This window comes from Paraburkholderia sp. EB58 (assembly GCF_050436665.1).
Lineage (GTDB): Bacteria > Pseudomonadota > Gammaproteobacteria > Burkholderiales > Burkholderiaceae > Paraburkholderia.
Genome location: NZ_JBNDMQ010000011.1, coordinates 97,934 through 123,172, shown reverse-complemented (window position 1 = coordinate 123,172; position 25,239 = coordinate 97,934). Strand labels below are relative to the sequence as shown.

The window sequence follows — 25,239 nt, the reverse complement described above, 5'->3', positions numbered from 1 at the left end:
CATCTGGCGATTTCTGGATTGCCGGGGTGCAAGCGAAAACCGTTCTGATTCGTCGGCGACCCCGGCATAGGGGTTCCAGCCGCAGGAAGCGGGCGGAGCCGTCTGGAAAAATTCGCCCTTCACCAGGCAAGCACCGCGGTACTTCGTCCAGCTCGCCCCATTCTCTACGGGGCTGATTTGCGTCGGACTCCTCATAAAGTTCCGTACACCCTGCACGCCCGCCTTAAACAGCTGCCAACCCGCTTGTGATCGAGTACGGGCGGTATGGTAAGTTACGTCGATTTCATCCTTCCGCAGTCACGGCATTTCTCGCCTAAACGGCAACTGTAAGCTCATGACCAGATTGAACTTCGATACCGTCGTGCTCGGCGCGGGCATTGTAGGCGTGTGCGTTGCCGTGCATCTGCAAAAGCGCGGACGCCAGGTCGCGCTAGTGGACCGCAAGCTGCCCGGCAACGAGACTTCGTTCGGCAATGCCGGACTGATCCAGCGCGAAGGCGTTTATCCCTATGCGTTGCCACGCGACCTCGGCACCCTGCTTCGCTACGCGCGCAACCGGTCGCCGGAAGTTCGCTACCATGCCAATGCGATGCTCGAGGCAGCACCGTTCCTGTGGCAATACTGGCGCAATTCTCATCCGGCAAAACACGCGGCAATTGCGAAGTCGTACTCGACACTGATCGAACTGTGCATCAGCGAGCACCGCACGCTCGCTGCGAATGCTGGCGCGAGCGCGCTGCTGCGGCCGATCGGCTGGATCAAGGTGTTTCGCACCGACGCGGCACGCGACGCGGAAATCCGGCTCGCTGAACTGTGGCACCGCGAATATGGCGTCGCGTTCGAATCGCTCGACACCGCCGGCCTGCACCGCGCGGAACCCAGTCTCGCCAAAACCTTGTCCGGCGGCTTGCACTATCCGCAATCCGACTCCGTGAGCGATCCGAACGCGCTCGTCACCGCCTACGCAAAGTATTTCGAAGCGCTGGGTGGTCGGTTTTTCATCGGCGATGCGGACTCGCTTCGCGAGGGTTGGGAAGTCGATACGCAGGCCGGAACAACGATCACGGCTGCATCGGCGGTGGTTGCGTTGGGACCGTGGTCGAGCCGCGTGAGTTCGCGGCTCGGTTACCGTCTGCCGCTCGCCGTCAAACGCGGGTACCACATGCACTATGCATCCCACGCGGCGGCCCGCCTGAATCATCCGATCCTGGACGCCGAGAAGGGCTATGTGCTGGCTCCCATGGCACGCGGCATCCGCCTGACGACGGGCGCGGAAATCGCCCATATCGGTGCACCCAGGACGCCCACGCAACTCGCTGCGGTCGAGCCGGTCGCGCGCACGCTGTTTCCGTTGGGAAATCGTCTCGACGAGCAAGCCTGGATGGGCGCGCGCCCCTGCACAGCCGACATGATGCCTATCATCGGGCCAGCGAAAAATCATTCGGGACTGTGGTTCGCGTTTGGCCATGCACATCACGGGTTGACGCTAGGCCCCGTAACCGGCCGCCTGATCGCCGAGATGATGACCGGTGAGGAGACCGTAGTGGACCCGCGGCCGTTCAGGGTTGAACGGTTCTGATAACACCTCCAGGTCATCGCGAAGCCGTCAGCGGCCCAGCGCCGAAAGGGCTTTGCTTCACGCTTCAGGCAGAGTCGATCTGATCGTGCACTGCTCCGTGTGGCACGGTCTGCGCGAGCGGGTCTCCGAACTGCAGAGCAGCAAGCTGCGCGTAAAGCGGCGAACTCAGAAGGAGCTCGGCGTGACGCCCCTGCGCGACGATGCGCCCTTGCTCCAGCACGACAATGCGGTCGGCTTGCTGCACGGTCGCGAGGCGGTGCGCAATCACCAGCGTGGTGCGGTTCTGTGCGGCATTGTCGAGCGCCGTTTGGACCAGCCGTTCGCTGGCGGCATCGAGCGCGCTGGTGGCCTCGTCGAGCAGCAGGATGGGCGGATTCTTCAGGATCGCGCGGGCGATGGCGATGCGCTGACGCTGTCCGCCGGACAGCCGCACGCCGCGCTCGCCGAGAAACGTGTCATAACCTTGCGGCAAGGCTTCGATAAAGCCCGCCGCAGCTGCCATTGCCGCAGCCTGCTGAACTTGCGCGAACGTCGCGTCGGGCGCGCCATAGCGGATATTGTCGAACACGCTGCCCGAAAAGATCACCGACTCCTGCAGCACGACGCCGATCTTCCGGCGCAAGTCGACGAGCGACACGTCCCGCGTGGGGACGCCGTTAATCAGAATGCTGCCGTCCTGTGGGTCGTAAAAGCGCAGCAGCAATTGGAACAACGTGGTCTTGCCCGCGCCGGAGGGTCCCACCAACGCGACATGCTCGCCCGCCCGAACATGCAGCGAGAGACCGGCAAGCGCGGCGATGCCGGGGCGGGACGGGTACGAGAAACTCACGTCGTCGAAGCGGATGCCGTCTCCGCGCGCCGGCAGCGCGACCGTGGTGCCGGCCTGCACGACTGGCGAGCGCGCCGCCAGCAGTTGCAGCAAACGCTCGGTCGCACCGGCGGCCCGCTGCAGATCGCCCCACACCTCAGCAACCGCGCCCACGGCGCCGGCGGTGAACACCGCGTAGAGAATGAACTGGGACAATTGGCCAGCCGTCATGCGCCCGGCCAGCACCGCCTGCGCTCCAAGCCACAGCACGAACACCACAGCCGAGAAGACCAGCACGATCACCACTGCGGTCAGCCACGCGCGCGCCCGGATACGCGTGAGCGCGGTCTCGAAGGCAGATTCCACCGCGCCGGCAAAGCGCCGCGCCTCGAAAGGCTCCTGCGTGAACGACTGTACGGTCGGCATGGCATTGAGCACCTCGCCCGCCAGCGCGCTCGCGTTCGCCACCTTGTCCTGGCTGGCGCGCGAGAGGCGCCGCACGCGCCGTCCGAAGATGACGATGGGCAGCACCACCACAACCAGCGTAGCAATGATGTAGCCGGATAGCACAGGGCTCGTCACCACCAGCATCGCCACGCCGCCGGTCAGCAGGAAGAAGTTGCGCAACCCCATGGACAGGCTGGTGCCCACCACCGCCTGGATCAAGGTGGTGTCGGTCGTCAGGCGCGACAGGACCTCTCCGGTCTGGGTGGTCTCGAAGAATTGCGGGCTCATCTCCAGCACGCGGTCGTAGACCGCGCGCCGCAAGTCGGCCGTGACCCGCTCGCCGAGCCACGATACCAGGTAGAAGCGCAGCGCCGTGGCGGCGGCCAGTACCAGAGAAACGGCGAAAAGCGCGAGGAAATAGCGATCGATGTGTGTCCGGTCGCCGCTGGCAAAGCCGCGGTCGATCAGGTATTTGAACGCGACCGGCAACACCAGCGTGGCACCCGCCGACGTCGTCAGCGCGAGGAACGCGAGCGCCCAGCGGCCGGCATACGGGCGCAGGAAGGGAAACAGCCCAAACAGAGGCGCGATACGCGGCGCAGGTGAAGCGGGGTCTGGCATTGGGATTCCCGGGCGGCTCGAAGATTACCCCGATTGTGCCAGTCTTGCGGATTCGCAGGCGCCCCGTACGAAAGCTTGGGCATGCTTGCCGCGACTGCGCATCTGGATCAAGATCAGGTCGACTCATCTGGAATCCACCATTCCCATGACAGATCATCCCGACCCGGATCCCGACGCCGATCCCGACAAACTGAAAGGACCCGGCGGCATGACGTTGCGCCAGATCCACGAACAGGTGCAGAAAAGCGTCCAGCGCGATCGCGCTGAGCTGGCAGCCCACCATGCGTCCGCTCCGCCGCAGGGCCGGTGGCAGCGTTGGGTGCGCTATGTGTGGGGCCGCAGCGGCCGTCGTTAGCGGAACGGTCCGCTCGCGCTTGAGGCACGCGCTTGGGGCTCGCGGATTAACGTCTCTGCCAGCTCAGTCGGCCGCAGCCGCTTGAACGAGCGCCACGACGCCATCAAGGGCTTTCATCAGGTCAGCAGGCGCCCCATGCCGCGCCTGCAGGTAGCTCGTCGCGGTGTACGAGAACCAGACGTGGCCGTCGTCGTCCTGCCACACCAGCACCTTGAGCGGCAGATCGAGCGCCGCAGTCGGCACGGCTTGCATCAGCGGCGTCCCGGCGCGCGGATTGCCGAACACGAGCAACTGCGACGGATTCATCGCAAGGCCCGCACTCTGCGCGTCCGCCGCGAAATTGATGCGGGCGAACAGGAGAATGTGCTTCGCCTCGATCAGCGATGCGAGTCTGTCGGCGGCTTCGTCTACCGAGCGATGCGTGGGCAAGGTGACGATGCCGTTATCGGCTGCTTGAGTGGACATGGCTCCTCCTGATCCTGAGATAGGTGCACCGCAGGCGAGTATGAACGCGGCAGACAGGGTTTGCTAGTGCGCTTGCAGGTACCGCTCGGCATCATCGCATGCTTGAGCTTTTGCGGTTCGATCTGCGCTGCGTCCATGCCGCTCAGTTGCTCCCGCCGAAGCTCCGTCAATAAAACGGGCGCACTTCGACCGGCGCCCTGCAGGCGACGGCGGCCTTGCGCCCCCATGTCAGCGCCTCGTCCAGGTCAGCGGCTTCCAGCACCCAGAAACCACCCACGTGCTCCTTGGTCTCCAGATACGGCCCGTCGGTGATGCGCACCTCACCATCGGGCTGCGCCCGCAGCGACCTCGCGCTGCTTGCCGGGCGCAGGCCGCCAACGAAAATCCTGACACCAGCAGCTTTCATCTCGTCGTTGAGTGCATCGATATCACGGGACATCGCATCGTCCTCTGCGACGGCTGGGTCGTAGTCGTCAGGATGGTGAATAGCAACCAAATACTGAGTCATAAGTTCTCCTGCAATGGTTTTCTAGCGGGCCGATTGCCTGCCTTCTCTATGTCGACGAACGGCCCGACTGGAATTCGACCAATCGTCCAAAAAAAATTTTCCGGCCGCTGCTGCGCCCGCTTATCGGCTGGCTGCATTTCCAGACGATTTATGATCAGTTAGTGGCACAGCAGCCGGACATGTTCGAGTAAGGCCGGGGCATATCGCTGCGCGATACGCCTTTCTGCAGGAGAGTTTATCCAGCTTGCCCACACAACGCTGGCTCGCGTAGAGCCGGTCACACGTCGGCCGGCATGACTGCAGGTCACCGATCCGAAGTCAGCCAAGCGTCTGAACAATCCCACCGCAAGCGAATGTTGCATAAATCCAACCATTTCATCTACGACGCCCACATAAGGCTACAAACAGAAAAAGTGAAGGACTATCCTTCCAGCCATAGTCGCAGAGATCCAGTGTGGAATGGAATGAGCCGCTTACATAATTAGTCATCCAAAGGAGACTCACCAGATGAAGGGAATCCTGATTTCCAGTGCAGCAGGTGCACTCTTCGCTGGTGCAGCGTCGTCGACATTCGCACAAAGCTCGGTAACGCTGTATGGCCTCGTTGATACGGCAATCCGGTATCAGACGAATGCTGCTCCAGATGGCAAAGACCTGATCGGCATGACGGTTGGCCCGGAAACCAACAGCCGTTGGGGTTTGAAGGGCAGCGAAGACCTGGGTGGCGGCCTGTCCGCGGTCTTCCACCTTGAAAACCAGTTCACGGCCTTCGACGGAAAATTGAGTTCGCCAAACGAGTTGTTCGGTCGACAGGCGTATGTTGGTCTATCGAGCAACAAGTTCGGCACGCTCACTTTCGGTCGCCAATACGCGCCGCTCTACGACACCATGGGTGATGTGTTTGACCCGTTGACGGTGGGAGACTACTGGCAAGACAGTTGGGTATGGAACGGCATAGGCCCGTATCTTGAAGTCAACAACTCGGTCAAGTACACCATAACGTTTAATGGTCTGACCATCGATGCACTCTACGGCTTTGGCAACCAGGCTGGCGCAATGGGCCTCGGCAGCACGTATGGCGTGGAACTAACGTATGTGCTCGGCCCCGCATCGCTCGATGCAGGCTTCCAGCAAACCTCTGTGTCTACCGCGGACGGCAGCCTGGTCAACGGCGCAAAGATCAATATGGTGCACGTGAGCGGTGCATACCAGATAACGCCTGCGATACGCCTGTTGGCCGGCTGGTTGCACGCGCAAGATCAGACTGGCACGACCGACGTTGACATGCAGCAAGCTGGCGCACCGACACTGCCGGGCAGCAGCCCGAACCGCATTGACGATACGCTTTACATTGGCGCCAACTGGCAGGCAACACGCCCCCTGCTGTTCACGTTCGCCGGCTACTATGGTCACACCCGCAATGCCGAAATGCTCGACGGCACGCTCGGCAACGGTATTAACTACTCCGCTACCGTTCTGGCCGAATACTCGTTCACAAAGCGCACGGAGGTGTACTGCACCGTGGACTTCGCGCGCGGCAACGGCGCGTTTGCCGCCGACTACCCGGGTACAACCAACCCGGCGACCGGCGCTGTTGACAACATTGGCCGGACCAACAACGTTGGTGCTGCAATCGGCTTGCGCAAAACCTTCTGATCCTCCCGATGTCGAGTTCACGCTGCTCGCAGCGCCGGGCACATCGGCCCGCGCCCGCGTCGCCGACGAACTGGGCAACACAATCGCGCTGGCATTCGTGCATAGAGGATGACGCCGAGCGAACAAACGCGACTCGACAATTCATCAGCACGCCGTAATATGCCCTCGCAGACTGCAGCGCATTCGGCCTCTTCAGGTTAGCAGCAATACCGCCTTGACCAGTGCCCACAATCGCTTTCCGACCGCGAGCTGTAACTGATCGTGTGAATAACGCGTTACGCGAGCCAGGAGCGGAATACCGTCCATATCAAGGCGCACCAGAACGTGCGCCGGATTCGGGGCGGCGGCGATTTCTCTAACCGTCGCCGCCAATACGTTGAGAACGCTGCTTTGCTGCTCGTTGCCGAGGACAAGGCTGACGTCGCGTGCCCTGACGACGATGCGCATCGGCTTGCCCGCCAGGAGCGCCGGGTGCGTCACCCGGAGGGACGACCGGCTTCCACGCAGATTGAGCTGCAAAAGCCCGTAGTCGGGATCATGGCCCGCGACCGTACCTTCGATCACGACCGATGCGTCGTCGGCCATCGCGAGTGGCAAGTCGAGTCTTGCCAGCGTATCGGCAATAGGTCCGCTAGCGCGCGCCTGGCCGTTTTCCAGCAGCACCAGATGATCGGCCAGGCGCGCGACCTCCTCGAGCGCGTGACTGACATACAGAACGGGGATGTCGAGTTCATCGTGAAGGCGCTCAAGATAAGGCAGGATCTCCAGCTTGCGTTTCTGGTCGAGCGACGCGAGAGGCTCGTCGAGGATGAGCAGGCGCGGACTCGTAAGCAACGCGCGTGCAATGGCCACACGCTGTCGCTCGCCACCGGGAAGCGCCGCTGGCATGCGCTGCAACAAATGAGTATTGCCGAGCAGCTCTGCGACTTGCGCGAGGTCGACTCTGCGCGCGCCAGGCGCGATGCGTTTCAACCCATAGCGCAGATTGCCCGTGACTCTCAGGTGCGGGAACAGACTGGCTTCCTGAAAGACATAGCCCAGCGGCCTCTTGTGAGTCCAAACGAGCGAAGCTTCACAGACCCTCCGGGATTCAGATTGAGAAAACAATCATTCGCGCGTCTCAACCGGTGCCGACATTTTTGCCGGCACCAAGCCATCTGCACTGGCTCGCGTAGATCGTCGCACAGGTGGCATGGTTTTGATAGCGAGAGACTGATCGACAGAGCGCCGCGATCGGACGATGCGGCGCTCCCCGGCGCTTAGAACTTGTGACGCAGACCAATGCGGGTGGCGAACTGGTTGGTCGCGCCCGTACCGGAATTGCCGATAAAGCTGGAACTCGAACCGATCTCCGCCTGCACCGGCACGTTGCGCCCAGCGATTGTGTTGCTGCCCAATGCCTTTTGATAGATCGCGAGCACGTAGACGTCAGTGCGCTTCGACAGCGCATAATCGACCATGCCATTGACCTGGTGCCACTTGCCCTCGAAGTTGTCGTCTAGCTTGGAGAACGTGTAGCCAAGGCCCGCGCTCCAAGCCGGCGTGAACTGATACTTGCCGCCGATTTCATAGTTGTTCAGCTTCGACGTCGCGCCGGTGATGGGTTCGAACTCCGTGTGCGTCCAGTTCGCCCAGACGAGGCCAGCGGCAATCGTGTATCGCGCACCGACGCCAAACGTTTCGAGGTCGCGCAATCCGCCCGTATTCACGTTCGCCATACTGACGCTGAACGCCGGCGTCGCACCATTTGGGAAGCGGATATTAGTGTACGCAGCGCCGATACCGACCGGACCTTGCGCGTAGTTTGCGCCAAAACTGTACGTGCTCGACGAGCCCTGCGTCGTGACGCCGCCCGTGGTCGTAGTCGGCGATCCGGCGAACGCACCCGCCTGATTCGAAAAGGCGTACATGCCACCGAACGTAAGGCCGGCAAAATTGGCGCTACTGAACTTCACCGCGTTGTTGATGCGACTCGACGTCAATTGATCCACATCGTTGATGTGAAAGGCGTAGTTGCCCGCTGCGGTCTGGCTACCCATCGTGTAGTTGCCACCGATATAGTCGGTCGAGAACGAATACTGCCGACCGAACGTCACCGAACCGACACCGTCTTGCGCGAGGCCAACGTAAGCTTGACGGCCGAACAGCGCGCCACCCTGGCCGAGCGTACCGTCGCCGCTGCTAAAACCGCTTTCCAGCACGAAGATTGCCTTCAGGCCACCACCGAGGTCCTCGGAACCGCGCATGCCCCATCGGCTGCCTTGCGTGACGCCGTCTCCGTATTTCACGAGATGATCATGTCCGGAGGGCGTCGCAGCATTCGTTACGTAGGTGATACCCGCGTCAATCAGGCCGTACAGCGTAACGCTGCTTTGCGCGTGCGCCGTTGCGCCAAAGCTGCCGAGCACCGCAGCCGCGAGAATCGTCTTTTTCATTAGTCATCCTGATTTTATGTGACCATCTTTGTCGCACCAGATAGAGGCGACGAGGCCTAGTTGAAATTTGCGCAAGAGATGCAGACATGGCTCCGCCCGGTGCTGAATCACACCTCGATTTCGAGCGGCGTCACGTTGTTGTCCAGCGAAGGGTCGTCTGCGCAGACAAATCTGCGAAGTTGAACCGTAAAACTGATAATGCATAGATCCGGCGACTCACGCACAGCGTAGTGTTCGTGAGACCAGCCGAGGTTTCAGCTCCGATGCCGGAGCGACGAAATTCCCCCGACTTTCGTGGCATTGCTTGATGCATGAAATCGTGACCAGAGAGGCGAGCGATCGCGGCCTCGTCGTATCGAGCGAAACATATCGACTTGTAACGGGTTAGTAAACTACATTTCTGGATGCTGTCGTGTTTTTGACACAGAGAAAGCGGTATGCGCTCCGTGCAGCCCTTACTCTGCCGCCGCCGCACGTTCTATCGCGGCAATATCGATCTTCTTCATGGTCATCATCGACTCCATCGCACGCCTTCCGGCATCACGATCCGACCCGCCGACGAGTTCGAGCAACCGCCTGGGCGTGATCTGCCACGAAAAGCCCCAGCGGTCCTTGCACCAGCCGCATGGTGCTTCAGCTCCGCCATTGCCGGTAATGGCTCCCCAATATCGGTCGGTCTCTTCCTGGCTATCAGTCAGGACCATGAAACTTACTGCCTCATTCGCCTTGAAGTTGGGGCCGCCGTTCAGTCCTACGAAGGGCCGGCCTAGCACAGTGAACTCAAGCGTCAATTCCGGGTCATGCCCGACCCCTGGCTTAGGGGAAGGATGGCCTGTACCCACATGGCTATCGGGAAAGGTAGCGGCGTAAAATTCCGCCGCCTCACGCGCTCTGCCTTCATCGAACCACAGGCATGTTACAAGCTCGGTCATTGCAATCTCCTTTGAGAAACACGCACCTTCAACTGGCTTCAAGAGAAGCATCCGGACATTCACCATCGTGCCAGGTGACACTGGTGCTGACCACATTCTGCCCGTCGAGTTCCAGATGCGCAAAGGTACGAATCCCGCGCGTCGAACAAATCTGCCTCTCCGTACGCCAATCTGGCTAGGCGCCCACTGTAGTTTCGCAGAACGTAACACTGAGGCGGCTACGTTCGAACATGAACCGACAATTGCTGCAATCGATGGATTTTGTGTGGCGGGAGGCCTGGAGTTGGCGCTAGCCTGTGACATCCGTATCGCAACGCGCGCCGCGCGCTTCGCCTTACCAGAAGTAAGGTGGGGAATTCTGCCAGGGGGTGGGGGCACGCAGCGACTCGGCAAAATCGTAGGCCTTGGTGTTGCGATGAGAATGATCATGACCGGAGATGAGATAGGTGCCGATTTCGCTTTGAGATGCGGGCTGATCACAGATCTGGTCGAAAAGCAGGAGCTCGAATACATTGCGCTCATAATCGCAAACCGGATTGTCAAGACTGGTCCCCTGGCAGTAGTCGCAGCCCGGCAAGCGCTTCTTGCCAGTTTCGAACTCCCCATGTCACAAGGTCTGGCCAAAGAGGCGGAACTGCAACGCAATTTACTCCTTACCGACGATGCGGCCGAAGGGGTCGCCGCTTTTTCTGCAAGGCGTCAGCCAGAATATAGCGGCCGTTAATCACGGCTCCCTTTCAAGCGGCACGCCCCCAAACGCCTGGCGCTGCGCAAGCGAAACAAAGGTCTGGGCATCGCGGGCGGCTTGAACCACCGCCGCCATGCCGAAGAACTCATGCGTCGCCCCTTGATAATTACGGTGCTCGACGGCGACACCGGCATGGTGCAATTTCTCGGCGAGCTTTTCGCCCTCAGAGCGTAACGGATCGATGCCTGCGGTGACCACCACCGTAGGCGGCAATCTCGAGAGATTCGCGCTGACCACGTCGATCAACCGGTTGCTCAGATCGCCCTCGTCATTGATCACGTTCTGGACGAACCACAGCATCATTTTCTTGTTCAAGGGCCTTGCGTTGCGATTCTCTTCATAGGAGATCGAGACGATGTTGTTACTCGCGACGGGATAGATCAGCGCCTGATGCAGTGGCGCCTGCAGCCCGGCATCGCGCGCATGGATCGCCACGTTGATGGCGAGGTTTGCGCCGGCGCTCTCGCCCATCACCGCAATCCTGCGCGGGTCGCCGCCGAGGCTCGCGGCAAATTCGACAATCCAGCGCCAGGCCGCGAAGGCATCCTCGTGGGCTGCGGGTATCTTGTGTTCAGGCGCTTGCCGATAATGAGCAGACACCACAATCGCATTGCTCTGCGCCGCCATCGAGCGCGGCGTTGCATCGTAGACGTCCAGATCGGCAATCACCCAGCCGCCACCATGAAAATATAGGATCAGCGGAAACGGCCCCTCGCCGGCAGGCCTGTAGACGCGTGCCGGATTGCTGCCGGCTGCGCCCGGCATCTGGATGTCCTCGCTCTGCACCACCTCCACTTCCAGCGGCAGGCGGGCAGCATGGCCGGCCTGCGTCATCAGCGCCTTGACGGCGTCAGCCGGCGTCGGCTGCTGGCGCGCTTCGGCAACGGTGCATTCTTCGATGGGCTTCGGGTTCAGGCTCTTGAGCGTGTCCAGCACCGCCTTCATGTCGGCGTCGGCGTGCGCGGTCGGATCGAGTCCAATCATGCCTTTGAGAGTATCGGCGATGGTCATGCCACAGCTCCGGGTAAAACATGAATCAGGAATCGGGACCCATACGGGCCCCGTTGAAACGCCGGGATTAATGACCCTTCGTATCGCTGCTGGCGTCGGCGCCCGGCGTGTTGGTCGTATCGTTCATCGGCTTGGTCGTGGACTTGTGGGTATGCTTTTTCATGGTGTGCGTCTTCGTACTCGACGACGTACCGCTGGCGGCGCTCATCGCCGCATCGTTGCCGCCGGCTGCCGCCCCCGGCGCTGATCCCCCGCCGCCGCTCCCACCCGCGCCGCCCCCGCCCGCGCCGCCCCCAGCCGCACCCGCCCCGGCGCCACCGGCGCCTGCACCGCCAGCGCCACCCGCACCGCCCGCCGCTAATGCGATGCTCGAGCCCAACAACAACGCCGAAATCACAACCGCCTTTTGCATTTTCATGACTGACTCCTTAGTGAAACTCAGGTCTTGAGCGGCTGCGCGTCGAAATGCGCGCAGACCTGACGAGATTCAGCAAGCGCCGTGCCGTTGGCAAAGCGCTGATCGAAGCAGAGAACATGCACGCCGCATGTCGTGCAGGGCTATGCGTAAAAACTGCTACGCATTCACGGTGTCCTTCACAGCGTGTTGCCACGAAAGCGTCATAAGGTGAGGACGAGAATCGTGAGTACGCATCGAACCACTTGTGCCGATGACGAGCGGTGCGGAGGTCGACTTCAGGTCCCAGCCTCAAGCGGCCTGCGCTGCGCGGCGACTGACGCGATGCGATGCGATGCGACCACTGTGAGGCAAGGCAGCGCGCACGTCTCGCCCGCGTCGCCGGAGCCGTTCCTCTCGCGCGTCGCTCGCCAAAAGGAACAGGCACGCCGCTTGCTGAAATCCATCGGTTTTGACTTGTGTCCACCGCTCCCACTCACGCGCCACCGCCGACCTTTCTTCAACTATGCCGACGCCGCTCAACGTTTTACTGGTCGCCTCAGAGGCGGCCCCTCTCGCCAAAACTGGCGGACTGGCTGACATGGTCAGCGCATACGGAGCCGCCCTATGCGACGCCGGTGTAGCCGCCTCGATTTTGATGCCCGCGTATCCCGCGGCCCTCGAACGCGTACTCGGGGCAACCCGCGTGGCAAGACTCTCGGGACTGCCAGGCGGTGACGGCGTGATCATCCGGGCTCGCATGCCCGACACGGGGCTCTCCATCCTGCTCTTGCAGATGGATCATCTGTACGCTCGCGAAGGGATCTACCAGGACCGGCACGGCCGTGACTACGTGGACAATCTCGTGCGCTTTGCGTCGCTGGCCGCCGCGGCGGCGCGGATTGCACGCGGTGTGCGCGGCATCAGGCGGCCGGACATCGTTCACGCGCACGACTGGCACGCGGGGCTCACGCCGCTCTATATGAAGCTTGGCGGCGTGCAGGCACGCAGCGTCTTCACCATCCACAATCTGGCGTTTCAGGGTAACTATCCGCTCGCTGCCGGCGCCTGGATCGGCGTGCCACCGGAGTTGCTGGCGCCGGCGCTCAGCGACGAGCGCAGCATTGAGTTCTACGATTCGCTCAGCCTGATCAAGGCCGGGATCGTGCACGCCGAACGCGTGACGACCGTGAGCGAACGTTACGCAAAGGAAATTCTCACGCCTCGCTTCGGCCATCGCATGGAAGGGGTTTTGAACGCAGAGGAGCACAAGCTCTGCGGCATCACCAACGGCATCGACATGCAAAGGTGGGACCCGTCCACCGATCCGCTAATCGCCATTAATTACTCGGCGGACAACGTAACCGGAAAATATGCCTGCAAACGGGCGCTACAACAGGCGTTTGGCCTGGCGCGCGAACCGTTCGTGCCGCTCGTCGCCATCGGTAGCCGGCTGACCGAACAGAAACTCGCGGAAGTGGTGGCCGAGGCTATCCCGGCCATGCTGGCGAGGCACGAGCGGCTTCAGTTCGCCATCCTGGGCCAAGGTAACGCGCGAATCGAAGCCCGCATGCGAGAACTGGCGGCAAGGTGGCCCGGGCGTGTAGGTACCTGCATCGGTTACGACGAAACGCTCGCTCACATGCTGCACGCCGGGGCGGACATGCTGCTGCATGCTAGCCGCTTTGAGCCCTGCGGGCTCACGCAGCTGTATGCGATGCGCTTCGGTACGATTCCTGTTGCGTCGCGCGTGGGCGGCCTCGCCGACACGATCTGCGACTACGCGCTCGAACTCGGCAAGTCGGGCGCGGCGACCGGTTTCCTGTTTGAAGGCGAGACGGTCGAGGACGTGGCCGGCGGCGTCGCCCGTGCGGTCGAGGCGTTCAGGAATCCGTCGTTGTGGCGCGTACTGCAACGCAATGCAATGACCCGCGATTCGGGCTGGGGCGCGGCCGTCGAACGCTACGTCGATCTGTATTGCGAATTGACGGATGGCCGCCCCGTGGCACCGCGCCAGCAACCGGCCACGATTCCGGCCATCGCTGCTCGCCTTGGCTCACCAAGGCCCGCGAGCGCCGACGGTTCGCAGGCGGTCGCCCAGTAGCGCGGAGCCTAGGGAGTCGCGTCGGAAGGCGGCGCGGGCAGGATCTCGTCCTGCAACTCCGGTCGTACGGTGAAGATCGGCTCGACCATCCATTCGTTGAGCCACTCGCGCATTTCGCTCCAATGCGCCTCGAGGCTGAACTCGTTGGCGATCTGGCCGCTCTCGTCGTCCCGCAGGTAGGCGAACACCACCCGCTGACCATTCCAATAGGCGACAGCGCGGTCCGTGAGGTCGGCGGTTGTCCCGAAGGCGATGTCCCGCAAAATCATAGCTAGTCGGGTTTCGAACTGTTCGCGGGTCATGATGATTGTCTCCATGGGATAACCACCCGCAGCATGGACGGTGCCTGAGAATCTTCTTTGGCTCCGACCTGGCGATATTTTTTCGTCGACTCGCTTTTGTTGAAGTTGCTTTGATTTATCAGCTATCTATCTTCGACATGACGGCCGTAGCCGGATCATACCGGTAGCCCTTCTGGGCAAGTTGCAGGCTCATCGTCGCGCCAATCAGTTTTTGCTGCGCATCCCGGGATATCAATTCGTGGTCCGGCTTAAGCCGTTCGAGCTCCGATGCGAGCCTGCGGACAAGCGCTACTTCTCCGGTGCTGCGTGCATCGATGAACAATAGCCGCTCGCCTGCCTGGCCAAGTCGTTGTTTAAGGTCCCTGGCATGCGCGACCCACTGTTCGGCATTGGTGCGCAGATCATTGAGGACCTTTTCGTGGGCTTTGGCCTGAGCCGATAGCTGGCGCTGCAACGCGGCCACTTCCTCTGCACTCTCCGGCTCGTTCGCGCGAGCGCCTGGATGCTGGCCGCGCTGAGCTTCCTGTGCGGCCGCATCGGCCACCTCTGCAAGACGCTGCGCCAACTGGGCTGCATATCGTTCCGCCGTATCGGCCCGCTCCTTCGCAGCGAAAGCGTCCTGCGACACCTGGGCCAGTTCGGCGCTCGCGGCCGCTTTCGCCTCGGTGAGGGTGCCGACCTGCTCGAGGGTTGCCTCAAGCTCCTTCGTGATGCGTTGCAGTTCGTTGAACTGTGCGGATCCTTCGTCGAGCCGCGTCGCGGCTGTCTGGCGCTCTGCCGCCAGTGCCGTGCGGGCTTCGTCCAGTTCGGCCTCCAAGGCGGCAAGCCGCGTGAGGCTGTCGTTTGCCTGGGTCTCGGCGGCTTGCGCGCGCGAGTTGGCCGCGCTCGCTTCCTGCGACCACTTTTCGACTTCTGCCGACTTTGCCTGGGAGGTGTCGCTCAACGCAGCGATCTGCTGCCGCGAGTCATCGCGCTCCTGGGTGAGTCGCGCGATCTCATCGTTCTTGCTTGAGAGAGTCGTGGCTAACGCTTCCCGCTCCCTGCGCTCTTCTTCAAGCGATGTCTTCGTGGTTTCCAGATTGGCGTTTTCCACCGAAGCGCGCTGCAGGAGTTCCTCTATACGCGCCTCGGCCGCTTGCGCGCGCGAGGTGGCTGCGCTCGACTCCTGCGACCATCTTTCCGCCTCTTCCGATTTCGCCCGGCCGGCGTCGCTCAGCGCTGCGATCTGCTGCAGCCCTTCGTCACGCTCCTGGGTGAGACGCGTTATCTCATCGGACATGCCTGAGACAGCCACCGCCAACGCTTCACGCGCGCTGCGCTCTTCCCCAAGCGACGCCTTCGTGGCTTCCAGATTGGCATCTGCCGTCGACGCACGCTGCAGCAGTTCCTCGACCCGTGCCTCGGCTGCTTGCGCGCGCGATGTGACCGCGCTCGCCTCCTGCGACCACTTGTCGACTTCTTCCGACTTGGCCTGGGAGGCGGCGCTTAAAGTCGCGACTTCCTGCTGTGCGCCATCGAGATCCTGAGCGAGCCGTGCTATCTCGTCATTTTTACTCGCGACAACCGAGGTCAATTCGTCACGCGCCCTGCGCTCTTCTTCGAGCGACGCCTTCGTGGCTTCCAGATTGGCATCTGCTGTCGACACACGCTGCAGCAGTTCCTCTACACGTGCCTCGGCCGCCTGCGCACGCGATGCGGCCGCGTTTGATTCCTGCGACCACTTTTCGACTTCTTCCGACTTCGCCTGACACGCAGCGCTCAGACTTGCGACCTCTTGCCGTGCGCCATCGAGATCCTGGCTAAGCCGCGCGATCTCGTCGTTTTTGCTCGCGACAACCGTGGTCAATTCGTCACGCGCCCTGCGTTCTTCTTGGAGCGACGCCTGCGCAGCGGCGCTCGAAGTCGCCATCTCTTGCCGCGCGCCATCAAGGTCCTGGCTGACTCGCGCTATCTCGTCGTTCTTGCCCGATACAACCGCTACCAACTCTTCGCGCGCCTTGCGTTCGTCTTCAAGCCACGCCGTTGTAGCTTCCAGACTGGCGTCCGTCTCCGCCGCCCGCTGCACCAGCTCTTCTACACGCGCCTCGGCTACTTCGGCGCGCAGGGTGACTTCGCCTGCCTCCAGCGACCACTTTTCGACTTCCTCCGACTTCACCTGGCACGCGGCGCTCAAGGTTGCGGCTTCCTGCCGCGAGTCATCGCGCTCCTGGGTCAGCCGCGCGATCTCATCGCTCTTACCGGAGACAACCGCGACCAACTCGTCACGCGCTCTGCGTTCTTCGGCAAGCGATGCCTGCGTGGCCTCCAGATCGGCATCTGCCACCGATACCCGCTGTACGAGCTCCTCTACGCGTGTTTCGGCCACGTCCGCGCGACCGGTCGCCGTCGCGAGTTCGGTTCCGAGGCGCGTGGCAGCATTTTCCGAGGCGTTTAGCGCATCCGTCAGGGCAGCGAGTCGCTGGCGCCCCGCTTCGATTTCGTCGGTGAACCGTTGAAACTCGGCAAGCGCCTCGTCCCGTTCCGCAAGCGTGGCTTCGGCATGCTGGCTCATCGCCGCGAGGCGCTGACTGAACGCCTTCTCGGCTTCGTCCTGGGAGCTTGTCCAGATCCGGCCCGCGGCGCTCATGATTGTTTCGGCAAGACCCTCCGGCAACCCGGCCGGGACCTGCAAGTCCGGCGTTCTGGGCTGGCGCGCCTCGCGCCAGCGTTCCAGCGCCGCCACAATCGCCACCAGCGAACCGCCGCGAGCCTCGGACCAGATCGTCACGGGGGAAACGCGTTTGCCTTCTTCGACCATGCGATCGGCGATGGCGGCGACCAGCTCGTCGGTGATTAACTCTGCGTCTTTGGACATAAGCGCCTCAAAAATCAGTGTGGCCTGGCGGAAGATAAAGTCCCCGATACCTTACTACGTCCAGCGAAGTCCCCGTTGAAAGGAAAATGATGGGTGCCGCCACGTGGACGTTATGTGGACCGCCGGACTAGTCGTCTGCTTCCCCGCTTCGCTCAGAACGTCTGCCAATTATCCCCTTCGCCCGCGGCCACGGAAATCGATTCGCTCGAGCTTTTGATGCCTCGCACGATGCTCGTCAACTGCTCTTTCATGGCGGCAAGCGCATACATAAGGCTGGCATTATCGCCGGCCTTTAATGGCACCGTGACACGTAAATTGCCGGCGGCGATCGCGCTTGCCATGGCTGCGGCTTCGCGCGGCTCGCCGCCTAGCTGCCTCGCAAACCCACGGGCGATGAACAACGCCACGGCCAGCGCGACGACCGCTGCCGCAACGATCAAGCCGACCACCAGCGCAATCGCAGCGTGATAGTCCTCGTCGGCCACCTTCCCTTCTTGCGCCGCGCCTTGCTCATTGATGGCGACGATCTTGTCGATGTCTTTCGCGACGGCATCCCGGATCGTCCCGGACTGACCCGTCAGGATGCTCATGGCTTGCTGCGGATTGCCCGCCTTCGCCGCTGCCCGGACCTGCTGATCAAGATCCATGTACTGAGGCATCAGGACCTGGATGTCCGCAAAAGCCGTCTTCTCCTCCGGCTCGGAGACGAGCTTTTCGTATTCCGCACTTGCGCTTTGGAATGCCTCGATGCGCGGCCCCATTCTCGCATCCACCGCCTGTGCCTCGGCGACCTTGTCGGTGGAGGCCATCCGGAATTCGGAGAGGCGGATCTGGTTCAGCGCGTTTTGCATCCGAAGGCTGCTGCTGAGGCTGGCCGACCACTTATCGCGGAGCGCTGCTACATGAGCGTTTTCGGCGCTGACCTCGTAGAGCGAAAACACACCCAGGCCAACCAGCAGGAGAATGACGACCGCAAAGCCTGAAACCAGCTGGGTCACCACTCTCATGTTCTTAAGAAACGGCACGATGATTTCCTTGTTTGCTGTGACGGACTGAAACGGCTGCCGGCCCGGCCAGCCCGTGCTTGCCGCTGACCGCCGCCAGGTGCGCGTTCGGGCGCAACGACAACGCAGCATCGGCGCGGTAGCCGGCGAGCCAGTTCCAGCGTCACCATGGAATTAGATAATCTACCTAGGTGTTTACGACTGTTTTAAGGAAATATTTAGATTGGCTGGTTTGCTCGACGCTCCGCGTCAGCAAACATCTCGCGCAACCGTTGCCGCTCGTCTCCGGTCAGATGCGAAACCGCGACCGGCATCGCGAGCACCAGTTGCAGCGTCAGGTCGCCGTGCAAGCCCTTGCGGTCCGCGAGTCCATGTCCGCGCAGACGGATCGTACTGCCCGGTTGCGCGTTAGCCGGAATCGCTATCTGCAACGCGCGGCCCAGGATCTGCGCTTCGAAGCCGCCGCCAAGCGTTGCCGTCACGAAATCAACCTGAATTTCACAAGCGAGATTCAACCCGTGGCGGCGAAAATCCGAGCCGCACACAATCGCGACCGAGAAGATCGCGTCACCCGCCGGACCACCATTCAACCCGGGATGGCCGCCGCCTTCGACGACCAGGCGCTGTCCGTCCCACGCACTCGCAGGGACCTTCACGGTCTCTGATATCCGGTAGGTCCCGACACCTGTGCCGAGGCACGTTGGGCATCCGTCACCGGCCAGCGGGCGCCCCGTTCCCGCGCAGGCATTGCAGCGCTCGCCAGAGACCGACTGGCCGCTGCCATAGCAGCGCGCGCACTCCGAAGCTCTTGCCTGACATTGGCGACACGGCCCGTTCACTGCGTAGCACGCTTCGACCTCGCCGCCATGAATGGCGGCTTCCAGCGGCACGAAAAGTTCGACCAGGCAGTTCGCGCCACGCATCGGCAGCCCATTGCGGTGCTCGCGCGAAGGGGCCTCCTTGTCGCGGTCCTCGGTCCATGCCGTCGCCGGGCTGGACACCGGCGCTTTACGCTTGCCGGTCAGAATCTCGAACGCTTCCTGAATGCGCTTGAACACTGGCTCGACGGTTTTTTCGCGCCCCCTGTTGCGGTCCGGGTGGTACTTCGCCCGCAACCGTCGGTATGCGCGTTTGACGTCTGCCGGAGACGCAGTGCCCGGCAATTCCAGTCGTTTGTAGTATTCGTCGAGGCTCACCCGTTTCCCCGTTTTATTTCCGAGGCCGCAAGTCTATCAAGAAGGCGGCGAATGGACTTTCGCCGCGCGTTTCCATAAAGCCCAATTATTGAGTTTTAAAGATTTTTTATTTTCTGTCGATATACCGCCTGATAGACCGGTCGTCCCGCAGATGACCACAAGACATCCACCGAAAATAACAAAGCACCGCGCCATGACCACCATTTCGTCATTGAATGCAGGCCTTATTTCAACGCTGACGCCGTCGTCGAGTACAGCAAACAACCTTGCTTCGACCGTCGCCTCATCGGCAGATGCAGGCATTGGGTCGACCATTGTCACGATTCCTTCGCCGATCGCCGAATCGCCCATCGTGTACACGCCGGAAGGAATACTGGCAGGCGCGGAACCGACCATCACCTGGGCTCAAAGCAATACCGATGCAGTTTCCAAGGTAATGGCGGGCAATTACATGTCCGGTACGATGTCCGGGCAGTTCTACGACTTGGGAAGCGTCCTGCTCGATCGCTTCAAAACCACCGGCAGCAATTTCTCGCAGTCCGTAACGGCTGCGACGGCAAGCGGAGCCGCCGCGACCGGACTGGGGGCTGAAGGTGCACAAGGTGATATCAAACTCACCGTTCAGACCGCGAGCGGCGTGAAGGTGGATATTGAACTGGACAGCAATGATGGCACGCTGGCCGTCAGCGTGAACAGCAGCGGCGCCCTGAGCGATACCGAGCGCACTGCGCTGGCCAAGCTGGCGGACGGATTTCAGCAAGCCATCAACGGCCTGAGTGCTTCTCCGCCCGAACTCGACTTGAGCGGTCTTACGCAGTACGACACATCGGTGCTGTCGTCCGTGAATCTGCAGTTCAATGTGACCGGTGATGGATCAAATAACGTATCAGCCAACATCGCACTGAATAGTTCAACGAGGAGCGTGAAGTTCACAGACTCGGACGGCACGATCAACCTCAGCGTCGATACGAGCGATTCCGCCATCCTGGGCTCGGGCGCGCAACAGAACCAGGCTATCGCAAGCTATCTGGCACAGTTCGACCACGCGAACTCGGAAGGCCACGGAAACAGCGCGCTGATGTCCATGTTCAAAGACGCGTTCACGCAGATGAACAGCAACAATGGGACGTCGTCGCAACAGCTTCCCGGCACGGCCTACATGCCATGGCTCGCGCAGGCAGACCACGCTATGTTGACGGGTCTGGACGATTTCACCGCCTCGATTACCGATAACACGGTGTCATCCAATCCATTGCTGCCGGACCAAACGGATAGTTTTTCCTATCAGGTTTCTCAAAGCACCCAAACCGAAGGCAATTCGCTGGAAGGCTCGATTAGGCAAACCCAGCAATCGCTTTTGAAAGCGACTTATCACCAGTCGCTATCCGGCGGCCCCGTGACACTCACCCCGTCGTTAGCATCCCAGAACTACGACTACGTGCAGGTGAGCGACGCCGAAAACAGCACAGTCAACCTCGAAACGGACCACGGCAAATTACTTCAGGCGACGCTGGGCCAGTCGTCGAGCGAATCCACTGAGGTATCCGAATACGTGAAGGGCGTCTTGGTATCGGATGTCACGACGCCAGACAATACGTCCCAATCGAAAGATCTGCTTTCGTTGCTAAAACCCTTGATTGACGATCAACAGGCCAAACAGGACAGCATCACCTGGCAACAGGCGCTTTCGAGCGTTCACGGGATGATCTTGCCAGGATAGGCCACCACAACGGCATATGCCTTAATAAGCACCTACCGCAGTCCGCAGCACGGAAAACGTCGCCCAAAATACCGCCGTGGCGTTTTCGCCACATTCGTAGTTATCCAAACAAAATTGCTCCGGTCGAAGCCGCTCTGCGTATGCCTCCGCAGAGCGGCAATGGGATTGCGGCATTCGACGCGGGTGTCTATACGTTGACCCCGGCTACCGGTAACCAGCACGTCGTCGTGGCGGTCGGCCTCAAGCACCGCTTCTGGTACTGGGTTGCACTGCAGGGCTAGATACGGTGCCTGCGCCGTCGACGCACATCCCGTCTGGCGCCGTGCGGATTCCTGTGCCAATTTGCGGCGTAATGAGGCATAATGCGGTTCTCTCAGGTTCTGGCGCGACCCTCGGAAAAGCAGCCAGAATCTTCAGCCGACCCTAACCGGTCGGCTTTTTTTTGCATAGAGCGCGAATCATCCGCGGATATAAGCGTTGAAGAATGGTCGCTCTTCTATCAGCGATTTGCAGCGCGCCGATCCTCGACAGGCTTTCGGCCATTTTGGGCAATTAATCGTGAATGGCCCAAAGCGGACGCGTCCGTCCCAACGTCGTAATTGCCGTCAGCCTGGACGTTGTCGAAATCATGCAGAGCAGTAGTCTTCCACGGTGCTGACGGAGCAAACGGATTTCACGAGTGTTAGCGTGAAGCGCGTAACAGCAACGTGCATCGCCGATTACAAATTCCATTCATAGCGGCGCATATCAAGGTACTTGTCGGCAGAGTCATGCGGCCAATGGCTGTTTAAATCTGGCGTACGGGGCCATCGCGCCGACTGATGGTTTCTTCACGCGGGTTTGGTTCGATGACGCACAGATCACACCATGGCAAACCAATAACGTTGAGATTCAGGCGCAGCGCAGCATGCCACGTTTTACTTAAATAACACGACATCAGCCGATCTGTTGGATTTGAAAACATTGAGGCCTGCTTATAAAGGCATCAAACATTTCTGGTTCGCATTCACATATGGACCGGTTTGATCGTCTTATATTTTAACAGCCTATTAAAGGTGATCAAATGAAAGCCGAGTTGCGCCGCGTTCTTTCCGAAGCCGCGTCCCTTGACGTGCCGGTCGAAACCTTGAGCGACACGGACGACCTTTACGCCGCTGGATTGTCTTCCCTAGGCACGGTCCGTGTGATGCTGGCCATTGAAGACGCTTTGGACATCGAAGTACCTGGCGAGTTGATCACGTTTGAACTGTTTCAATCTATCGATTCGCTCGCGAGCGCGCTTGCACCGCTCGTATCGGAGACGTCGGTGGTTCGCCGGGAGTACGTGGCTGCGCGGCGATAACCATGACACGCAATCCAACAATCAGGCCAGTCACCTTTGGGTGCTGTTATGGGTGGCTGCACCTGCCGGCAGGCCGCAACGCCACGACGGGCGTCGTGCTGTGCAGCCCGTTCGGCTACGACGCGCTATGCGCCCATCGCGGCTGGCGCGACTTTGCCATTGCGTTGACGGCGTTCTGCGGGATTCCGGCTCTTCGCTTCGACTATCCGGGTGCCGGAGATTCGGCCGGCAATGAGGAAGACCCGCAGCGCTTTCGCGCATGGATCGATAGTGTCAAGGCTGCGGCGCAGTATCTGCGTGCTACGACCGGCGTGACACGCCTGATTTTGTGCGGGCTGCGTTTAGGCGCAACGTTGGCAGTCCTCGCGGCCGAAGAACTGGACGGCGTCGATACTCTGGTTTTGATGGTGCCCGTAATCAATGGCAAGCGTTATATACGCGAACTGAGCATGCAGCATCAAAGCTGGCTCAAGTCCCCACTCGGTAGCGAAAGCGCCGAACCGTACGACTACGAGCGCGCCGTGGGCGTGTTCGGATTTCAGCTGTACGCCGACACGCTCGAGCAACTCGCTGCGGTCGACCTCGCCCACCACGCGCGGGCCTCCGCGCCCCGTGTGTTAGTGCATGACATTTGCGACAGCGTATCCCTGAGCCGGCTGGTCGAGCGTTACCGCGGTCACGGTGCGAGAGCAGACGTTCAAATTTTTCCTGAGTACGACAAGTTCCTGGCCGAACCTCGGCTTAGCGTCCCCCCCCCGGCGAGCATTCGAGAGTGTGCTCGAATGGCTCGGCTTCCAGTCCGGCACGGTGGCGACACCGGCTGTTGAGATACTTGCTCCGGCCGCCGACGCACGGATCGATTTTGCGGTGGGTCGTGAAACGCCTGTTGTCTTCGGAGCCGGGCGCTATGTCGGCATATTTTGCCAGCCGCGCTGCGCGCTCGAGTCCGCTCCCGCTGTGCTGCTCGTCAATGCGGGGGCCGTTCATCGCATCGGCGACGGACGGCTGGCCGTACTGATGGCGCGACGTCTTGCGGGGCAAGGAATCGCCTCGTTACGCATGGATCTTGGCGGCCTCGGCGATAGTCTTCATCACGAAGACGCGCCGACGCTCGAAGCCGTGTACGCCCTACATTCGGTCACCGACGCGACAGCGGGAGTGGAATGGCTGTTGGCGGCCGGACACCAGCAGGTCGTCATGTTCGGCGTATGCACGGGCGCGTACGTCAGCCTTCACACAGCGTTAGCGCATCCTCGCGTGGTGGGCTGCATGTCGGTTAACTTGCCGTTTTTCTTATGGGGCGCTCCGCAAACGAAGCCCGGCACTCTCCACTTCGAATCGAACCGGGCGTACTGGCGGGCGATCCGCAGCCCCGATAAATGGCTCCGGTTGCTGACCGGGCGCGCGGATGGGCTAGCGAAAGCCACGGAGCTTGCACGCCGCTGGAACGTGCGCCTGACTTCGCTCGCCATGAGTCCGTTCGAAGGCCGGTTCGGCCTCAATACTTCGACTGGTGAGAGCCGCCATCTCATCATGGACCTCGAACGCAAGGGCGTGCAAACGTCGCTGGTGTACGGTTCGCTCGATGCGGGGCGCGACGAACTGGAAATCCATTTTGGGCCGAGCGGTCGCCAACTCGAAAGACTGACGAACCTTACGGTAGAGATCCTCAAGGGAGTGGATCACGCGTTGTTCTCGCACACAGCGCGTAACGCCGTGATGGCTCATTTCGAAGAATTTCTGCGCGAGAGGGTTCTCGATGCCGGCACGCCGGTAGCCAGGCCAGTGGCGTGGACTGAAGCTGATGAATGTTCGCCGTAAGGGGTTGTAATCCGAAGCAAGATCGGCGGTTCACGATCGGCCGTATGGGGGCTTCCTGCTCAGAAGCAATCTTGGATCCATATTAATCGGTAACCTAAAAATGATCGACACTACTGAGGTGTGCTTAGCACAAGGGACGACGGCGGGCGCGCTCCTGGAAATAGAGCAGTCGATATGCCCATCCACCGAAATTGACTCGATTTCGGACGCTGCTCTTCGCGCGACTTTCGGAGCCGGACTCGCATGGATCAAAACGTTCATCATGCAACCGCATCCTGATTTGGGGCGCAAGGGGCCGGTTTGCCCGTTTGCGCAGCCCGCCCACGAAGCAAGGGCAATGTACTTCTGCGCATTGGATGCCGGCGAGATGAGCTTCGATGTATTCATCGACGTCATGATGCGCGTGACGTCCTCCTTTAACAGGGTTGCCCGGAACATGTCGGGGCGCTCAGATCTGCTATCGCTATGCATCTTTCCAAGAAATCTTCGGGCGGAGTTGTACTACAAGTACATAGACTGCGCGCACTCGATGTTGAAGCCGTTCTATATGAACGCTGGATTGATGCTTGGCGAATTCCATCCGCTAAGCGCCGTTCGCGGTGCTCACTCGGAAACCATTTGCCCTATGCGATCAGACGTGCCGATTTTTGTCATTCGGTCGATCGCGTTGCACGACATTTTGTTCATTGACCGTCCATCAGGCGCGCTTGGCATGCGCATCCACGAACTCGAATGCTATATGCGCGCCGTGGGCAATCTGTTGCCGCTTGGCGAGGCGACTCGCATAAAGGATCGCATCGAAGAACTCAAGTCCCAATTGCTTGGGAATGAAGATTTCGCTGCGCGGCAAGCGTCCTCGGCGAGGGCTCTAGGGCTGTCAATTGCTCCTTCCGCAGGCGCCACGTCGTAAGTGTTCAAAAATCACGGCGTTGCGCCG

23 protein-coding genes are annotated in these 25,239 nt (G+C 60.9%); 11 read left to right on the top strand and 12 right to left on the bottom strand.

Translation table 11 applies throughout. The features are described from left to right. The first annotated feature begins 343 nt into the window (after nucleotides 1-343). Nucleotides 344-1,579, top strand: coding sequence for an NAD(P)/FAD-dependent oxidoreductase (locus P3T40_RS18255; protein ID WP_429269236.1), 1,236 nt, complete (start codon nucleotides 344-346; stop codon nucleotides 1,577-1,579). A 64-nt stretch (nucleotides 1,580-1,643) separates the two neighbouring features. Here P3T40_RS18255 and P3T40_RS18250 read toward each other — a convergent pair whose 3' ends face one another. Continuing rightward, nucleotides 1,644-3,455: an ABC transporter transmembrane domain-containing protein gene (locus P3T40_RS18250; protein ID WP_429269127.1), complete on the bottom strand. Its 1,812-nt coding sequence runs from the start codon at nucleotides 3,453-3,455 to the stop codon at nucleotides 1,644-1,646. A 145-nt stretch (nucleotides 3,456-3,600) separates the two neighbouring features. On the opposite strand from P3T40_RS18250, the gene P3T40_RS18245 reads away from it, so the two are divergent. Beyond that, the gene (locus P3T40_RS18245) at nucleotides 3,601-3,810 is read left to right on the top strand and encodes a hypothetical protein (protein ID WP_429269126.1); all 210 of its coding nucleotides are present in this window, start codon (nucleotides 3,601-3,603) and stop codon (nucleotides 3,808-3,810) included. A 63-nt stretch (nucleotides 3,811-3,873) separates the two neighbouring features. Here P3T40_RS18245 and P3T40_RS18240 read toward each other — a convergent pair whose 3' ends face one another. Together P3T40_RS18240 and P3T40_RS18235 are read right to left on the bottom strand one after the other, a co-directional pair. Further along, a complete protein-coding gene (locus P3T40_RS18240) occupies nucleotides 3,874-4,275 on the bottom strand; it encodes a DUF302 domain-containing protein (protein ID WP_429269125.1) in 402 nt (133 codons plus the stop codon). A gap of 166 nt (nucleotides 4,276-4,441) precedes the next feature. Further along, nucleotides 4,442-4,783 (bottom strand): YciI family protein, encoded by a 342-nt coding sequence (locus P3T40_RS18235; protein ID WP_429269124.1) that lies wholly within the window; start codon nucleotides 4,781-4,783, stop codon nucleotides 4,442-4,444. Between the two features lie 507 nt (nucleotides 4,784-5,290). Between P3T40_RS18235 and P3T40_RS18230 the strand changes: the two genes are divergently transcribed. Next, complete coding sequence (locus P3T40_RS18230) at nucleotides 5,291-6,439, top strand: porin (protein ID WP_429269123.1); 1,149 nt, start codon at nucleotides 5,291-5,293, stop codon at nucleotides 6,437-6,439. 192 nt (nucleotides 6,440-6,631) lie between these two features. Here the strand turns inward: P3T40_RS18230 and modC are convergent, their stop codons facing one another. The 3 genes from modC to P3T40_RS18215 all read right to left on the bottom strand — a co-directional run bounded on the left by modC (nucleotide 6,632) and on the right by P3T40_RS18215 (nucleotide 9,806). After that, the gene (gene modC / locus P3T40_RS18225; protein ID WP_429269122.1) at nucleotides 6,632-7,546 is read right to left on the bottom strand and encodes a molybdenum ABC transporter ATP-binding protein; all 915 of its coding nucleotides are present in this window, start codon (nucleotides 7,544-7,546) and stop codon (nucleotides 6,632-6,634) included. Between the two features lie 152 nt (nucleotides 7,547-7,698). Continuing rightward, nucleotides 7,699-8,874, bottom strand: a complete 1,176-nt coding sequence (locus P3T40_RS18220) for a porin (RefSeq protein WP_429269121.1) — start codon at nucleotides 8,872-8,874, stop codon at nucleotides 7,699-7,701. Between the two features lie 455 nt (nucleotides 8,875-9,329). Then, nucleotides 9,330-9,806 carry a VOC family protein gene (locus P3T40_RS18215; protein ID WP_429269120.1) on the bottom strand — a complete coding sequence of 159 codons (477 nt, stop codon included), beginning with the start codon at nucleotides 9,804-9,806 and terminating at the stop codon, nucleotides 9,330-9,332. 115 nt (nucleotides 9,807-9,921) lie between these two features. Here P3T40_RS18215 and P3T40_RS18210 point away from each other — a divergent pair, with 115 nt between their 5' ends. After that, nucleotides 9,922-10,530, top strand: a complete 609-nt coding sequence (locus P3T40_RS18210; RefSeq protein WP_429269119.1) for an enoyl-CoA hydratase/isomerase family protein — start codon at nucleotides 9,922-9,924, stop codon at nucleotides 10,528-10,530. On the opposite strand, the gene P3T40_RS18205 is transcribed toward P3T40_RS18210, so the two are convergent. Both P3T40_RS18205 and P3T40_RS18200 read right to left on the bottom strand, forming a co-directional pair. Continuing rightward, the gene (locus P3T40_RS18205; RefSeq protein ID WP_429269118.1) at nucleotides 10,531-11,565 is read right to left on the bottom strand and encodes an alpha/beta hydrolase; all 1,035 of its coding nucleotides are present in this window, start codon (nucleotides 11,563-11,565) and stop codon (nucleotides 10,531-10,533) included. It abuts the gene before it with no gap. 67 nt (nucleotides 11,566-11,632) lie between these two features. Continuing rightward, a complete protein-coding gene (locus P3T40_RS18200; protein ID WP_429269117.1) occupies nucleotides 11,633-11,983 on the bottom strand; it encodes a hypothetical protein in 351 nt (116 codons plus the stop codon). Nucleotides 11,984-12,485: 502 nt separating this feature from the next. Between P3T40_RS18200 and glgA the strand changes: the two genes are divergently transcribed. After that, nucleotides 12,486-14,063, top strand: a complete 1,578-nt coding sequence (gene glgA, locus P3T40_RS18195; protein ID WP_429269116.1) for a glycogen synthase GlgA — start codon at nucleotides 12,486-12,488, stop codon at nucleotides 14,061-14,063. Between the two features lie 8 nt (nucleotides 14,064-14,071). Here the strand turns inward: glgA and P3T40_RS18190 are convergent, their stop codons facing one another. From P3T40_RS18190 to P3T40_RS18175, 4 genes are all read right to left on the bottom strand, one after another. Next, nucleotides 14,072-14,365, bottom strand: a complete 294-nt coding sequence (locus P3T40_RS18190; protein ID WP_429269115.1) for a hypothetical protein — start codon at nucleotides 14,363-14,365, stop codon at nucleotides 14,072-14,074. A gap of 118 nt (nucleotides 14,366-14,483) precedes the next feature. Next, nucleotides 14,484-17,219, bottom strand: coding sequence for a DNA-binding protein (locus tag P3T40_RS18185; protein ID WP_429269114.1), 2,736 nt, complete (start codon nucleotides 17,217-17,219; stop codon nucleotides 14,484-14,486). Between the two features lie 152 nt (nucleotides 17,220-17,371). Next, a complete protein-coding gene (locus P3T40_RS18180; RefSeq protein ID WP_429269113.1) occupies nucleotides 17,372-18,244 on the bottom strand; it encodes an MCP four helix bundle domain-containing protein in 873 nt (290 codons plus the stop codon). 197 nt (nucleotides 18,245-18,441) lie between these two features. Beyond that, nucleotides 18,442-19,419: a DnaJ C-terminal domain-containing protein gene (locus P3T40_RS18175; protein ID WP_429269112.1), complete on the bottom strand. Its 978-nt coding sequence runs from the start codon at nucleotides 19,417-19,419 to the stop codon at nucleotides 18,442-18,444. A 193-nt stretch (nucleotides 19,420-19,612) separates the two neighbouring features. On the opposite strand from P3T40_RS18175, the gene P3T40_RS18170 reads away from it, so the two are divergent. The 6 genes from P3T40_RS18170 to P3T40_RS18145 all read left to right on the top strand — a co-directional run bounded on the left by P3T40_RS18170 (nucleotide 19,613) and on the right by P3T40_RS18145 (nucleotide 25,212). Then, a complete protein-coding gene (locus tag P3T40_RS18170) occupies nucleotides 19,613-21,139 on the top strand; it encodes a hypothetical protein (protein ID WP_429269111.1) in 1,527 nt (508 codons plus the stop codon). Between the two features lie 140 nt (nucleotides 21,140-21,279). Further along, nucleotides 21,280-21,420 (top strand): hypothetical protein, encoded by a 141-nt coding sequence (locus P3T40_RS18165; RefSeq protein ID WP_429269110.1) that lies wholly within the window; start codon nucleotides 21,280-21,282, stop codon nucleotides 21,418-21,420. 782 nt (nucleotides 21,421-22,202) lie between these two features. Next, on the top strand, nucleotides 22,203-22,481 hold the full coding sequence (locus P3T40_RS18160; protein WP_429269109.1) for an acyl carrier protein: 279 nt from the start codon (nucleotides 22,203-22,205) through the stop codon (nucleotides 22,479-22,481). Nucleotides 22,482-22,483: 2 nt separating this feature from the next. Further along, a complete protein-coding gene (locus P3T40_RS18155; RefSeq protein WP_429269108.1) occupies nucleotides 22,484-23,308 on the top strand; it encodes a serine aminopeptidase domain-containing protein in 825 nt (274 codons plus the stop codon). Beyond that, nucleotides 23,256-24,302 carry an alpha/beta hydrolase family protein gene (locus tag P3T40_RS18150; protein ID WP_429269107.1) on the top strand — a complete coding sequence of 349 codons (1,047 nt, stop codon included), beginning with the start codon at nucleotides 23,256-23,258 and terminating at the stop codon, nucleotides 24,300-24,302. Before P3T40_RS18155 ends, P3T40_RS18150 begins: the two co-directional genes overlap by 53 nt. A 100-nt stretch (nucleotides 24,303-24,402) precedes the next feature. Then, entirely contained in the window at nucleotides 24,403-25,212 is an 810-nt protein-coding gene (locus P3T40_RS18145) for a DUF6875 domain-containing protein (RefSeq protein ID WP_429269106.1), read from the top strand. Nucleotides 25,213-25,239 lie beyond the last annotated feature (27 nt).